This window comes from Nonlabens tegetincola, assembly GCF_002117085.1.
Classification (GTDB): Bacteria; Bacteroidota; Bacteroidia; order Flavobacteriales; family Flavobacteriaceae; genus Nonlabens; species Nonlabens tegetincola.
In genome coordinates, this window is record NZ_CP019342.1 from 766,689 (window position 1) to 779,796 (window position 13,108).

General features: G+C 35.6%; 13 protein-coding genes. 5 read left to right on the plus strand and 8 right to left on the minus strand.

All coding sequences use genetic code 11. From position 1 onward, the window contains the following. Positions 1–91: 91 nt before the first annotated feature. Positions 92–1,528 (minus strand): tRNA uridine-5-carboxymethylaminomethyl(34) synthesis GTPase MnmE, encoded by a 1,437-nt coding sequence (mnmE, locus tag BST91_RS03715; RefSeq protein WP_085774503.1) that lies wholly within the window; start codon positions 1,526–1,528, stop codon positions 92–94. A gap of 123 nt (positions 1,529–1,651) precedes the next feature. Here mnmE and BST91_RS03720 point away from each other — a divergent pair, with 123 nt between their 5' ends. Both BST91_RS03720 and BST91_RS03725 read left to right on the plus strand, forming a co-directional pair. Continuing rightward, positions 1,652–4,081, plus strand: coding sequence for a S9 family peptidase (locus BST91_RS03720; RefSeq protein WP_085774504.1), 2,430 nt, complete (start codon positions 1,652–1,654; stop codon positions 4,079–4,081). 105 nt (positions 4,082–4,186) lie between these two features. After that, positions 4,187–4,615 carry a DUF4268 domain-containing protein gene (locus BST91_RS03725; protein ID WP_085774505.1) on the plus strand — a complete coding sequence of 143 codons (429 nt, stop codon included), beginning with the start codon at positions 4,187–4,189 and terminating at the stop codon, positions 4,613–4,615. Here BST91_RS03725 and BST91_RS03730 read toward each other — a convergent pair. The 3 genes from BST91_RS03730 to miaE form a co-directional block, all read right to left on the minus strand. Then, on the minus strand, positions 4,605–4,967 hold the full coding sequence (locus BST91_RS03730) for an Hpt domain-containing protein (protein WP_085774506.1): 363 nt from the start codon (positions 4,965–4,967) through the stop codon (positions 4,605–4,607). The two genes, BST91_RS03725 and BST91_RS03730, sit on opposite strands and share 11 nt — an antisense overlap. Positions 4,968–5,029: 62 nt before the next feature. Beyond that, complete coding sequence (locus BST91_RS03735) at positions 5,030–6,568, minus strand: YifB family Mg chelatase-like AAA ATPase (RefSeq protein WP_085774507.1); 1,539 nt, start codon at positions 6,566–6,568, stop codon at positions 5,030–5,032. A gap of 101 nt (positions 6,569–6,669) precedes the next feature. Beyond that, the gene (gene miaE, locus BST91_RS03740) at positions 6,670–7,275 is read right to left on the minus strand and encodes a tRNA-(ms[2]io[6]A)-hydroxylase (RefSeq protein ID WP_085774508.1); all 606 of its coding nucleotides are present in this window, start codon (positions 7,273–7,275) and stop codon (positions 6,670–6,672) included. Between the two features lie 217 nt (positions 7,276–7,492). On the opposite strand from miaE, the gene BST91_RS03745 reads away from it, so the two are divergent. Next, the gene (locus BST91_RS03745; protein ID WP_042278530.1) at positions 7,493–7,855 is read left to right on the plus strand and encodes a nuclear transport factor 2 family protein; all 363 of its coding nucleotides are present in this window, start codon (positions 7,493–7,495) and stop codon (positions 7,853–7,855) included. 12 nt (positions 7,856–7,867) lie between these two features. On the opposite strand, the gene BST91_RS03750 is transcribed toward BST91_RS03745, so the two are convergent. The 4 genes from BST91_RS03750 to rpsA form a co-directional block, all read right to left on the minus strand. Beyond that, positions 7,868–8,200, minus strand: a complete 333-nt coding sequence (locus BST91_RS03750; protein ID WP_085774509.1) for a ribonuclease Z — start codon at positions 8,198–8,200, stop codon at positions 7,868–7,870. Continuing rightward, on the minus strand, positions 8,201–9,133 hold the full coding sequence (locus BST91_RS03755) for an aspartate carbamoyltransferase catalytic subunit (RefSeq protein ID WP_085774510.1): 933 nt from the start codon (positions 9,131–9,133) through the stop codon (positions 8,201–8,203). Continuing rightward, positions 9,126–9,680, minus strand: a complete 555-nt coding sequence (pyrR, locus tag BST91_RS03760; RefSeq protein ID WP_085774511.1) for a bifunctional pyr operon transcriptional regulator/uracil phosphoribosyltransferase PyrR — start codon at positions 9,678–9,680, stop codon at positions 9,126–9,128. Before pyrR ends, BST91_RS03755 begins: the two co-directional genes overlap by 8 nt. 188 nt (positions 9,681–9,868) lie before the next feature. After that, on the minus strand, positions 9,869–11,716 hold the full coding sequence (gene rpsA, locus BST91_RS03765) for a 30S ribosomal protein S1 (RefSeq protein WP_042278534.1): 1,848 nt from the start codon (positions 11,714–11,716) through the stop codon (positions 9,869–9,871). Between the two features lie 228 nt (positions 11,717–11,944). On the opposite strand from rpsA, the gene BST91_RS03770 reads away from it, so the two are divergent. Together BST91_RS03770 and BST91_RS03775 are read left to right on the plus strand one after the other, a co-directional pair. Further along, entirely contained in the window at positions 11,945–12,484 is a 540-nt protein-coding gene (locus BST91_RS03770; protein WP_042278535.1) for a hypothetical protein, read from the plus strand. Positions 12,485–12,548: 64 nt separating this feature from the next. Next, a complete protein-coding gene (locus BST91_RS03775) occupies positions 12,549–13,064 on the plus strand; it encodes a hypothetical protein (RefSeq protein WP_042278536.1) in 516 nt (171 codons plus the stop codon). Positions 13,065–13,108 lie beyond the last annotated feature (44 nt).

The following is a 13,108-nucleotide window of genomic DNA, read 5'->3' on the forward strand; positions in this document are numbered from 1 at the left end:
GGGCAACTTCTTATCTAGTACGCTTTGATGTCAAACAAACTATTTATGAATGGCTGTGAAATATGGGTGTAAAGAACCTCTAAGAAAAAAGTTATTTCCCGATACAAAACTGACTAAAAATATTACCTAATAGTTCATCATTGGTTATTTCACCGGTAATGCTGCCTAAAGCCTCGGTAGTCGCTCGTATATCTATCGCTAGAAACTCACTGCTCACTTCTTGTACCATACCTTGTTGCACTTCAAGTAAGGAAGCATAGGCTCGTTGTAAAGCATCATAATGGCGTGCATTACTTACCACGGTGCTGTCTTGGGACAACGCACCACTATTAAAACTGTCCACCAGTGCTTTCTTAAGATCATCAACACCAGAACCTGATTGAGCACTCAAACTAATTAAATGAACATCGGGTTGTTTCGATTTTATTTGCTTGCTTATTTCAGCGTGCTCTAGACCAGTAATTTGATCTAGTTTATTTAAGATTACGATTAAGGGTTTGTCAGGAAACTTTTCACGCATGATGTGAATACGCATTAAACAGTGTAATATGCGTGGTTGCGTATTTAATTGAGTAGCATCTAGCAAATACAATACAAGCTTTGATTGCTCTGCTTTTGAATAAGAACGCTCAATTCCTATACTTTCAACTTTGTCCTTAGTTTCTCTAATTCCTGCAGTGTCGATTAGTCTAAATCTGATTCCGTCAATATTGATTTCATCTTCAATAGCATCTCTGGTAGTACCTGCAATATCGCTTACAATGGCTTTTTCCTCATTAAGTAAAGCATTAAGTAGGGTAGACTTACCTACATTAGGTTCACCTACAATTGCAATAGGAATTCCGGTTTTAATTACATTTCCTAAAGCAAAAGAATCTATAAGTTTACGTAATTTCAGTTGGCTTTCTTGTAAAAGTGATTTTAACTCGTCTCTATTTGCAAAAGCTACGTCTTCTTCACTAAAATCTAATTCTAGTTCAATTAGGCTAGCAAAGTTCAGCAGTTTTTTACGCAAGACTTGTAATTCATTGGAAAATCCACCTCTCATTTGCTGTATAGCAATTTGATGAGCAGTAGCACTTTCACTAGAGATTAAGTCTGCAACAGCTTCTGCTTGTGAAAGATCCATTTTTCCATTAAGAAAAGCTTGTAGAGTGAACTCTCCAGCCTCGGCAATGCGTGCGCCATTTTTTAAACACACATTGATTATTTCTTGTTGAATATATATAGATCCGTGACATGAAATTTCTACTACGTGTTCACCAGTATAAGATCTTGGTGCTACAAATTTAGATAGTAGTACTTCATCAATCATTCTATCGCCATCGTAAATATGACCTAGAGTGATGGTGTTAGCCTTAATTTGATCGTATTGATCAGGATTTATTGTGGATTCCGCTTTCGCGAAAGCGGGCTTAAAAATAGAGCGTATTATTGAATGTGAATCTGGTCCAGAAAGACGTACCACTGCTATGGCACCAGTTCCAGATGGTGTGGCTAAAGCAACTATAGTATCATTTACATGCATGTTGCAAAGATATATAACAAATAGTAGCTGCCCTTTTCAAATACGTGAACGATGCGTTAAAAAGATACAATCCTTAAAAGTCACGTACTATCTTTAGGCCACTAACTTTAAAAAATACTTACGATGAAACACATCTGGATAGGTGTGATTGCCCTATTAACCTTAATTAAAGGGTATTCACAAGAAAAATTAACTTACCAGCAACCACCTGAGGAAATTATGAAATTGGTGGATTATGATCGTCCACCTACTGTACTTATGGATGATGAAGCAAAATACATGGTGCTTATTAATCGTGATACCTATAAATCCATTGAAGATTTATCTGAAAAGGAAATGCGACTTGCAGGTTTACGTATCAACCCTAAAACCAATATAGGAAGTAGAACTACCTTTTATAATAAGGTTATGGTTCAAAAAGTAGGTGGTAATGAACCAAAGACTGTTACTGGATTGCCAGCAAAACCGAAACTTGCAAACATCGCCTGGTCGCCTGATCAATCGATGATCGCAATGACAAATACTGTTGAAAATGGGACCGAAGTATGGGTACTGGATATTAAAAAAGCTGCTGCTCGTAAAATAACTGATGCTACAGTAAACGCGAATATGGGTAATCCTATAAGCTGGTTTAAAGATGGAAAATCCTTACTCGTAAAGATGTTAGGTAACAACCGTAAACCCTTAATTGATACCAGTGAAAAAGTTCCTACTGGTCCTACCATATCTACTAGTGATGGTTCCAAAGCTCAAAACCGTACTTATCAAGACCTTCTTAAAAACCCAAACGACGAACACAATTTTGAACAATTGGCCTTGAGTAAAATTGTACAAGTGAATCTTGATGGAACTCAAAAAGATTTTTTACCAGATGCTATGTATCGTGGTATTTCATTCTCACCAGATGGATCACACGTTATGGTAACAAAACTTCAAAAACCATTTAGCTACATTGTTACTTATGGAAGGTTTCCACAAGTAAGTCACGTTTACACCAAGAATGGAAACATGGTTGCCAAGGTGAATGACGTTCCTCTAATAGAAGAAATGCCTAAAGGTTTTATGGCTACAAGAACAGGTAAACGTAGTTTGGGCTGGCGTGCAGATCGTCCACATACTCTTCATTACGTGACGGCACTTGATGGTGGTGATCCAGCTGTTGAGGTTAGTCATAGGGATGTCCTTTACTCTTGGGAAGCGCCATTTAAAGAAGGAACAGCTAGCGAGATGATGAAAACCATTAATAGATTTGCAGGTGTTCAATACGGTGATAAGAACACTGCTATAGCCTATGACCGATGGTGGAACACCCGTAATCGTAAGGTGTATAAATTTAATCCGAGTGATAAAAATCAAGATGCTCAGGTATTATTTGACTTAAATTATCAAGACGTTTATGCTGATCCTGGAAGGTTTGTAACTACTCGCAATCAATACAATCGCAGTGTGCTACTTTTAGATAAGAATCAAGCTTACCTTATGGGAGCTGGATACACTCCAGAAGGGCAGTTTCCTTTTATCGATAAGATTAATTTGAACAGTAGTAAAAAACAACGTCTTTACCAGTCAAAGTATACTGATAAAAAAGAAAGTCTTCTTGATGTGGTCAATATGAAAGCCGGTAAGGTGCTAGTACGTATTGAATCTGCGACTGATTTCCCTAATTACTATATGCGAGATATTACAAAAGGAAATGATGTAACACAGCTTACTTACTTTGAAAACCCGTTTGAAGGTCTTCAAAATGTGGAAAAAGAAGTAATTACCTATAAACGCGATGATGGTCTGGAGCTTAGTGCAACCATGTACTTACCACCAGGCTATGATAAATCAAAGAAAGAAAAACTGCCTATGCTAGTTTGGGCTTATCCTAGAGAATACAAGGATAAAGCAAGTGCTAGCCGTAATACTCAAAACCCAAATGAATTTACCTATCCTTATTATGGAAGTTTTGTTTATTGGGTAATGAAAGGATATATCGTTTTGGACGATGCAGCATTTCCTATTGTAGGAGAAGGTGATGAGGAACCTAATGATACCTTTATCAAACAATTAGTAGCAAATGGTAAAGCTGCAATAGATGCTGTTGATAAGTTAGGATATGTCGATCGTAATAGAGTAGGAGTCGGTGGTCATAGTTATGGAGCCTTCATGACTGCAAACTTACTGGCACATTCTGATTTATTTGCTGCAGGAATAGCACGCTCTGGTGCCTATAACAGGACCTTGACACCATTTGGTTTTCAAAGTGAAGAACGCAGTTACTGGGAAGCACCCGAAATTTACAACACGATGTCACCTTTCATGAATGCTGAAAAAGTTGATGAACCAATTCTTTTAATACATGGACAAGCTGATAATAATAGTGGAACTTATCCATTACAAAGCGAGCGTTATTTCAATGCACTTAAAGGATTAGGAGCTCAAGCTAGGCTTGTCATGTTGCCTAAAGAAAGTCACGGTTATGTTGCCAAGGAATCTATTCTACATGTATTATGGGAACAAGATCAATGGTTAGAAAAGCATGTAAAAAATAAAAATACTGCAGAGTAGTAGGTATTTGAACTACTCACAAATCATAAAGCTGTTTAATAAAACTAGATGTTTATTAAGCAGCTTTTTTAATTAACTCAATACCTTTAAACGTACCTTTGCCATATGTATTCGCGAGAAGAGGCTAAACAAATACGACAACAATTTTGGACCATGTTTGGTAAACGATACGATCGTAAATGGTTGTTGTACAATACAAAGATTAAGGACTTTGCTTTAAAATTTTCATTTGAGCATAAAAAAGCATTAGTCAGTATAGATATTACGCATGACGATGAACTGTTACGAGCGTATTATTACGACAAGCTCCTCAGTCTTAAAAGCATACTTAAAGATGAGGTAAGTCACGACCTCATATTTGAGGAAAATTACTACCTAGAATCTGGAAAGGAGATATCAAGAGTTTATATACAATTGGATAAAGTAAAAATACAGAAACAGACAGATTGGCCAGCGGTCTATGAATTCTTCTATGAGAATATGGATAAGTTAGAGCGTTTCTTTTTGGACTATAAAGATTTTATTAAAGACTAGCGTGATGATCTAGAGTAAGTTTGACCTGATTTAATCCTTCTAGATAATTCTGATTAAATTGATCAAATAGTTGGTGTACATCTTCTAGGTCTTCGTTGTTTTTAGCCTTATTCTCAATTTCTTGTAGCAAGAATGTTTCCGTTTCCATATCCAATGTACGATAGCTACTTTTAACTTTATGAGCTAGTAGTCCAGCAGCTTCATAATTTTTATTTTCTACGGCTTGCTTTAAATTATCATAATCGGTAGGTACCTCTTGTAAAAACATATCTAATATGGACACGATAATTTCATTATCATCGCCAAAATTTTCTTTTAATCCTTGTAATTCTAGAATTGTGCTTTGCCCCATGCTTTCAAAACTAAACAATTATTCATTTATTCAAAATACTCTTACAGTAAAAATCAAAGGTTTTACCCTAACCATCCATCACGATCTAGGCTTCTATACTGGATAGCTTCGGCAATATGCGTACCGTTTATAGATTTACTTCCTTCGAGATCGGCAATAGTTCGAGAAACTTTAAGAATACGGTCATAAGCTCGAGCACTCAAGTTTAAACGCTCCATAGCATTTTTAAGTAGTTCCTTACTTGCCTCATCAAGAACACAATGTTGTCGTATGTCTTTAGTATTCATTTGAGCGTTATAGTGGGTTTTTTCGCTTTCGCGAAAGCGTTCAGTTTGAATATCTCTTGCGGCTGTAACTCGTTTTCTTATCTCAGCTGACTTTTCTGCTTGCCTTTCTTCAGTAAGTTTTTCAAAAGGAACAGGAGTCACTTCAATATGAATATCAATACGATCTAGTAGTGGACCAGAAATTTTACTTAAATAGCGCTGCATCTCTGCCGGGCTTGATTGTACTGGAGCATTTGGATCGTTAAAGTAGCCACCAGGACTAGGATTCATGCTTGCTACAAGCATAAAACTTGATGGATAGGTAACGGTAAACTTTGCTCTCGAAATGGTAACTTCACGATCTTCAAGAGGTTGTCTCATCACCTCTAGAACTTCGCGTTTAAATTCTGGTAACTCATCTAGAAATAGGATTCCGTTGTGACTTAATGATATTTCACCAGGTTGTGGATAGCTACCACCACCTACCAGCGCTACATTTGAAATAGTGTGGTGTGGACTCCTAAACGGTCGTTGTGCCATGAGTCCATTTTGATTACTTGTTCTTCCAGCTACACTGTGAATTTTAGTCGTTTCAAGAGCTTCATGTAAAGTCATAGGTGGCAATATAGATGGTAGCCTTTTGGCGAGCATCGTTTTTCCTGCTCCTGGTGGACCAATGAGAATAATATTATGGCCACCTGCTGCCGCAATTTCCATACAGCGTTTAATACTTTCTTGACCTTTTACATCGGCAAAATCAAATTCTGGATGTTCAAGAGCTTGAAAAAAAGTTTCACGAGTATCTATAATCGTAGGCTCTAATTCTTTTTCTCCTTTGAAAAATTGAATAACATCCAATATGTTATCAACTCCGTATACATCTAGATTATCTACTATAGCAGCTTCGGCGGCATTTTGTTTGGGTAGAATAAAACCTTTAAATCCTTCCTGTCTTGCTTTTATGGCTATTGGTAAGGCTCCTTTAATGGGTTGTAGTTGACCATCGAGTGATACTTCACCCATAATGATATAATTTCCCAGTTGATCGCTATCTATTTGCTTACTAGAATTGAGAATACCTAGAGCAATGGGTAGGTCATAAGCACTACCTTCTTTACGTAAATCGGCTGGTGAAAGATTGATTATCATCTTCTTACCAGGCATTTTATAACCAACGTTTGATAAAGCAGCTGTGATTCTAAAACTACTTTCACTTATAGCCTTGTCAGGCAAACCTACTAGGTGATATCCTATTCCTGTTGCAGCATTTACTTCAACAGTTATAGTTTGTGCCTCGACTCCAAAGACGGCACTTCCATAAACTTTTGTGAGCATGTGGTTTGATTAGGCTTTAAATATAGTAAGAATTTAAAGACGTTATCGTTATGCTTTTCCTTTTATTCAAATAGCAATTGATCTGAAATTTCAAGAAACAATTAATGCATTCTATCACCTCTTACTTCTAGGTGAGGAATAAAACTAGCTTCATAATCTAACCAGTACTGCCATCTTTCTTTAACTATTTCTTCCTTAAAATACGTTCTCGCAAGTTTAAGGAAAAGCTTGTAGTGTTGCGCCTCAGCAACCATAAAGGTATAATAGAAATCTTGTAAATCGGCATCGTTTAAATTTTGCCACAATTGTTTAAAACGTTCACAGCTGCGAGCTTCTATCAAGGCGCATATTAATAATTGATCTAAAAACAGTTGATCACGACCTTGTCCTTTGGGCTTGCCTTTCATTAGTTTTTTTACATACTCGTCAGGTCGCTGGATTCCTAATTTTAAACCACGTTCTTTTAATTTACTAAGAACCATCCTAAAATGTCCCCATTCCTCACTTACCACAGGTGATAAGGCTTCAACAATTTCCTCTTTATCACTGTGCATTTGTATGATAGAAATAATGGTGCTGGCAGCCTTTTGTTCACAAAAAGCGTGATCAGTAAGAATATCTTGTAAACTAAATTTAGCCAAGTTGGCCCATCTAGGATCAGTAGGTAACTGTAAACCTAAGGTAGTTTTATCTTTAGAAACATTCATAATACAAAGTTGCTAGTTTTACTCGATTTATTCAAGAAGATCTTACATATTTAGAATATAAGTTCTTCACGGATTGATTGTTGATAGTACGCTTTCGCGAAAGCATAATAACTTACTAAAAAATCATAATTAAATCATAACTATTTGATAACTAATGATCATTGTTTTACCTATTGGTTTTAATTATCTTTAAACCTAAACAAAAACCAATAACATTATGACAACTAAACAAGTGGCTGACCAATTAGTCGAATGGTGCCGAAATGGTGAGGAAACAAAATGCTATGAAAATTTGTATAGTCCTGAAATTACAAGCGTCGAAATGGCAGAACCTATGAAAGAAGTTCATGGTTTTGAAGGATTATCTAAGAAAGGAGAGTGGTGGCGTGAAAATTTTGAAGTCCATGGGAATAAGGTAAGTGATCCTATTGTTGCCGACAATCATTTTGCGGTTACCTTTTGGATGGATACTACACACAAGCCTAGCGGACAAAGATCTCAAATGACCGAGATTGGAGTTTATCAAGTGAAGGATGGAAAAATATGGCGAGAGCAGTTTTTTTACAACACCGAAGAGTAATAAAAAAGAGATCTAGAATCCTAGGTCTCTTTCTATTTCTTCCATTTCTATGATGTCCTGCGCTTCTTGAAGGGTAGGGACAACCATAAGTTCTTCAGGAATTTGATCTATAGAAAGTGCTTTGTTGATAATAACAAAAGACTGTTTTGTAGCACGGTGTTTATTACTTAATTCTAGAAAATGTAGAAGCTGGTTTAATGTAGCTTGATCATATTCGGATAAATCAACTATAACATTTTTACTTGAAAACTGTTGCCAGATTGTAGGTAAAAATTCTGCAAATTCAACAATATCATTATGTTCATCCTTTAAAAGGACAAAGTTGTCGTGCGATGAGCTTTTCATTTAATTTCTCTTTATTTTGCTTGCTACTAAGTATAAAACGGCCATTCTTACTGCAACACCATTTTCTACTTGATTCAGAATAATAGCTTGATCACTATCTGCCACTTCACTAGTAATTTCAACACCTCGATTAATCGGTCCAGGGTGCATGATTGTTATTTCTTTGTCTAACGATTGAAGCAATTCCATATTTACACCGTATTGTTGGGTGTATTCTCTCACGCTAGGAAAGTAGGAAATATCCATGCGCTCATTTTGAACTCTCAACATGTTTGCTACATCACACCATTGAAGAGCTTTACGTAAATCTAGCTCTACCTTAACACCTAGTTTTTCTATATGCTTAGGTATAAGCGTTGCAGGGCCACAAACCATGACCTCGGCACCTAATTTTTGTAGGCAAAAGATGTTAGATAAGGCTACACGACTGTGTAAAATATCACCAACAATGACTACTTTTTTCCCTGATATATCACCTAATTTTTCTCTAATAGAATAACTGTCTAATAAAGCTTGTGTAGGATGCTCATGCGCACCATCTCCAGCATTTACTATTCTGGCATTTATATGATTTGAAAGGAACACACCTGCGCCTGGATTCGGATGACGCATTACTACAACGTCCACCTTCATAGCTAGAATGTTGTTGACGGTGTCTATTAAAGTTTCCCCTTTTTTTACAGAACTTTGGGCAGCACTGAAGTTAATTACGTCGGCGCTTAATCGTTTTTCGGCAAGTTCAAAAGAAAGTTTTGTTCTGGTTGAATTTTCAAAGAAAAGATTGGCAACTGTAATATCTCTAAGTGATGGAACCTTTTTAATAGGTCTATTTATTACTTCTTTAAACTGATCGGCAGTTTGATGAATTAATTGAATATCTTGTGGTGTAAGATATTTGATACCCAAAACATGATCTACACTTAATTCACTCATTAATTTTCTTTGTTTTAAGTAAGTAAACGGCGTCTTCACCAGCATTTTCCTTCCAATGTACTTTTACTTTTTGATTGTCAATAGCATCAACTTGTCTGCCTTTATAGTCAGGTTGTATAGGTAGATGCCTAGAGAACCTACGATCTATCAATGTTAACAATTCAATATGTTCGGGTCTTCCAAAGGATTGAAGAGCGGTAAGTGCTGATCGTATGCTGCGTCCTGTATAAAGTACGTCATCAATAAGCACCACCTTTTTATCTTCTATTAGAAAATTAATTTCGGTGGAGTTTGCTTTAAGTGGTTCATTACTTCTTCTAAAATCATCTCTATAGAATGTGATGTCTAATTTACCCGATAATAAATCGGATATTTCATAATGATCTTGAAGTAATTGTGTCAATCGATTTAATAAAAATGTTCCTCGAGGTTGAATGCCAATAAGAACAGTTTGTTTAAAATCTCCGTGATTTTCAATTAATTGACAGGCTAACCTATGTAAGGTGATATTTAATGCCGTCGCGTCTAGAAGTAATTTTTGACTCATTGAGGTTACTTGCTAGTGACAAAGATAAGTATTTTAATAATGTAGAAACGCAAGAATGAAACTTAAAAGCGCTTGTTAAGTAGTAGAACGTATGATGTGTTCACTAGTATAATGTGATTTTTAAATAAATAAAAAACCCTTACTTAATTTAAGTAAGGGTTTTCTAAACTATTTAGAATAGAGAAGGCTTAAGATTTACCTTCCATTCTGTCTTTAAGAGCTTGTAGTTTAGCATTTGCATCACCTAAAGTAGGTTTGTTTTCCTCTTGAGATTTAGCAGCAGCTTGCTTAACTATTTTAGCTTCTTCTTCTTTATGGATTACCATGTGAGATCCAACTACACGCTTGAATTCTTTGTTGAATTCGATGATTTGGATATCAGCAGTTTCACCTTTCTTAAGACGACTTCCATCTTCTTTTTCTAGGTGACGAGAAGGAATAAATACGCTGATGTCATCATTTACATTTACAACAGCTCCTTTATCTAATACTTCGTCAATAGTTAATTCATGAGTAGTTCCTACTGCAAATTCAGTAGCATATTTATCCCATGGATTATCTTTAGTTTGCTTGTGTCCTAGTGAAAGTTTACGTCCATCAACATCAAGTTCTAATACTACAACATCTAGTTTATCACCAACTGAACAGAATTCACTTGGGTGTTTGATTTTCTTAGTCCAAGAAAGGTCAGAGATGTAAATTAATCCATCAACACCTTCTTCAAGTTCTACAAATACACCAAAGTTTGTAAAGTTTCTTACAGTTCCAGTGTGACGTGAACCTACTGGGTATTTAGAAGTAATATCAGTCCATGGATCTTGAGAAAGTTGCTTCATTCCTAGAGACATCTTACGATCTTCTCTATCAATTGTAAGAACTTCTGCTTCGATTTCATCACCTACTTTAACAAAGTCGTTAGCACTTCTTAAGTGAGTAGACCATGACATTTCAGACACGTGTACAAGACCTTCAACACCTTCCTCAATCTCTACAAAAGCACCGTAATCAGCGATTACAACAACTTTACCTTTTACTTTATCACCTGGCTTGATTTTCTCAGAAAGAGCATCCCATGGATGAGCTTCAAGTTGCTTAAGACCTAATTGGATTCTTGACTTATCTTCATCAAAGTCTAAGATTACAACATTTAAAGTTTGATCTAATTCAACAACCTCTTGTGGGTGATTAATTCTTGACCAAGAAAGGTCAGTAATGTGAATTAATCCATCAACACCACCTAGGTCAACAAATACACCGTAAGAAGTAATGTTTTTCACAACACCTTCTAATACTTGACCTTTTTCTAGGCGAGAAATGATTTCTTTCTTCTGCTCTTCGATATCAGCTTCGATAAGAGCTTTGTGAGAAACTACTACGTTTTTGAATTCATGGTTGATTTTAACCACTTTGAATTCCATAGTTTTATCTACATACTGGTCATAATCACGGATAGGTTTAACATCGATTTGAGATCCAGGAAGGAAAGCCTCAATACCAAATACGTCTACAATCATACCACCTTTAGTACGACACTTAACATAACCATTTACGATTTCACCAGTATCATGAGCTGCATTTACACGTTCCCATGCCTTGATTAATCTTGCTTTACGGTGAGATAATACTAACTGTCCAGTAGCATCTTCTCTTACGTCTACAAGTACTTCTACTTTATCACCTTCTTTTAGGTGTGGATTATAACGGAATTCGTTTAAAGAGATAGCACCTTCAGACTTTGCATTGATATCGATGATAGCGTCACGATCAGTAATTTTGATTACAGTTCCTTCGATAACATCATTATCAATAGTATCCACAAAGTTTTCAGCTACAAGCTTTTCGAACTTTTTAAGTTGCTCTTCATCAACTTTTTCAATTCCTTCACTGTAACGTTCCCAGTCAAAGTTATCTAGGAAATCTTGTGGGTTTTCTTGTTGTGGAGAAGTAGTTACTTTTTCCACACGTTCCTGAACCTGTGTATCCGTTACACCGTCTTTTGCAGCTTCAAGCTCTTGTTTTGTTGTTTCTTCAGCCATATTTGCTGATTAAAAATTTGTATTCTAGACTTGCTGGAAACATTATAGAAACAATTTCTAGAAGGGTTGTTTTTAAATTATTGATTTCCAAGCGGTTTCCATATTCTCGCTTTGGGAGTGCAAAAATACTTCTTTTTTATTAATATACCTACTATTCAAGGAAATACAAAAATAAAATTAGTAGTTATATTTAACTAATGCTATATTTGACTGCTAAACCAATTGAAAATGAAATTTATTGTATGCCTTGTGGCACTACTACTAGGGATGAATTCGGTAGTATCACAAGAAGAATGCAAAATTGATCGTCCCGTCGAATTGTTTACTAGTAAACAATTTCTTGATTTCTTAGATATTAAGAATTACCATGTGTCAGAAATTCAGGCACACATGTTTTGTTTGACTCAAACTGAAACCACTTTTAATTTTAATAATTATCATCTAGAAGCAAATTCAGATAATTTTTATAAAACTGATGTTTTTATTATACAGCCACAACGTTATTTAAACTATATAACTACTGATGATAATAATTTTTCTAAATACGTTGAAAAATTTAGTCTTTTTGGAGGTGATAGATTAAAAAAGGTGGTCGATAGTACAGTAAGTTTTCCTAATACCAAAGAAAAAATTGTCGCCTTGCCATATTACTATACTTACAAATGTGATTTAGGGACCGCCGTTCTTAAATTTGGTAAAGTGTATGATAAAGGGAAAGTTGTACGCTACCTTATTAATATAACCGCAATTGAGCCAGAGAAGTTTTAAGTCCTTCTACAAGTTGTAAGTTACTTCAAATTACCAGTATCTTTGCCCGTGTAAAAAAAGAAGTATGTTCAATAAAAATATAAAGCTTGTTCTAGCTGCTGCTGTTGTAGCTTGGGCGGTTTATCTCTTTACAAGAAACGAAATTCTTTCTGGTATTAGTCTTCTATTACTTGCCGGAATGTTTGTTTTACTTTATTTCAAAAATGAAATAATTGTTCTTGCTTTTCTTAGATTAAGAAAACAAGACTTTGAAGGGGCACAAAAATGGTTGGATAAAATTAAAAATCCAGAAGCAGCACTAGTCACTAAACAACAAGGTTATTATAACTATTTGAATGGATTAATGATTTCTCAAACCAATATGACCAAGGCAGAGAAGTATTTCAAAAAAGCCATTAAACTAGGGTTGAGCATGGATCAAGATCTTGCCATGGCAAAACTTAACCTTGCTGGTATAGCAATGAGTAAGAGACGTAAAAGAGAAGCCCAAATGCTGTTGACTGAAGCTAAAAAATTGGACAAACATAATATGTTGACCGATCAGATAAGAATGATGAAGCAACAAATGAAACGTATCTAACTTGATACTTAAACTAAAAAAAGCCTGCTATTTATAGCAGGCTT

Bases quoted from the DNA above. Each gene is read 5' to 3' on its own strand.
- miaE (WP_085774508.1), bottom strand. From the start codon at position 7,275: ATGAATGTTTCTAAAGATAAAACTACCTTAGGTTTACAGTTACCTACT.
- BST91_RS03725 (WP_085774505.1), top strand. From the start codon at position 4,187: ATGTATTCGCGAGAAGAGGCTAAACAAATACGACAACAATTTTGGACC.
- BST91_RS03755 (WP_085774510.1), bottom strand. From the start codon at position 9,133: ATGAGTGAATTAAGTGTAGATCATGTTTTGGGTATCAAATATCTTACA.
- pyrR (WP_085774511.1), bottom strand. From the start codon at position 9,680: ATGAGTCAAAAATTACTTCTAGACGCGACGGCATTAAATATCACCTTA.
- BST91_RS03730 (WP_085774506.1), bottom strand. From the start codon at position 4,967: ATGGGGCAAAGCACAATTCTAGAATTACAAGGATTAAAAGAAAATTTT.
- BST91_RS03735 (WP_085774507.1), bottom strand. From the start codon at position 6,568: ATGCTCACAAAAGTTTATGGAAGTGCCGTCTTTGGAGTCGAGGCACAA.
- rpsA (WP_042278534.1), bottom strand. From the start codon at position 11,716: ATGGCTGAAGAAACAACAAAACAAGAGCTTGAAGCTGCAAAAGACGGT.
- mnmE (WP_085774503.1), bottom strand. From the start codon at position 1,528: ATGCATGTAAATGATACTATAGTTGCTTTAGCCACACCATCTGGAACT.
- BST91_RS03745 (WP_042278530.1), top strand. From the start codon at position 7,493: ATGACAACTAAACAAGTGGCTGACCAATTAGTCGAATGGTGCCGAAAT.
- BST91_RS03750 (WP_085774509.1), bottom strand. From the start codon at position 8,200: ATGAAAAGCTCATCGCACGACAACTTTGTCCTTTTAAAGGATGAACAT.
- BST91_RS03770 (WP_042278535.1), top strand. From the start codon at position 11,945: ATGAAATTTATTGTATGCCTTGTGGCACTACTACTAGGGATGAATTCG.
- BST91_RS03775 (WP_042278536.1), top strand. From the start codon at position 12,549: ATGTTCAATAAAAATATAAAGCTTGTTCTAGCTGCTGCTGTTGTAGCT.
- BST91_RS03720 (WP_085774504.1), top strand. From the start codon at position 1,652: ATGAAACACATCTGGATAGGTGTGATTGCCCTATTAACCTTAATTAAA.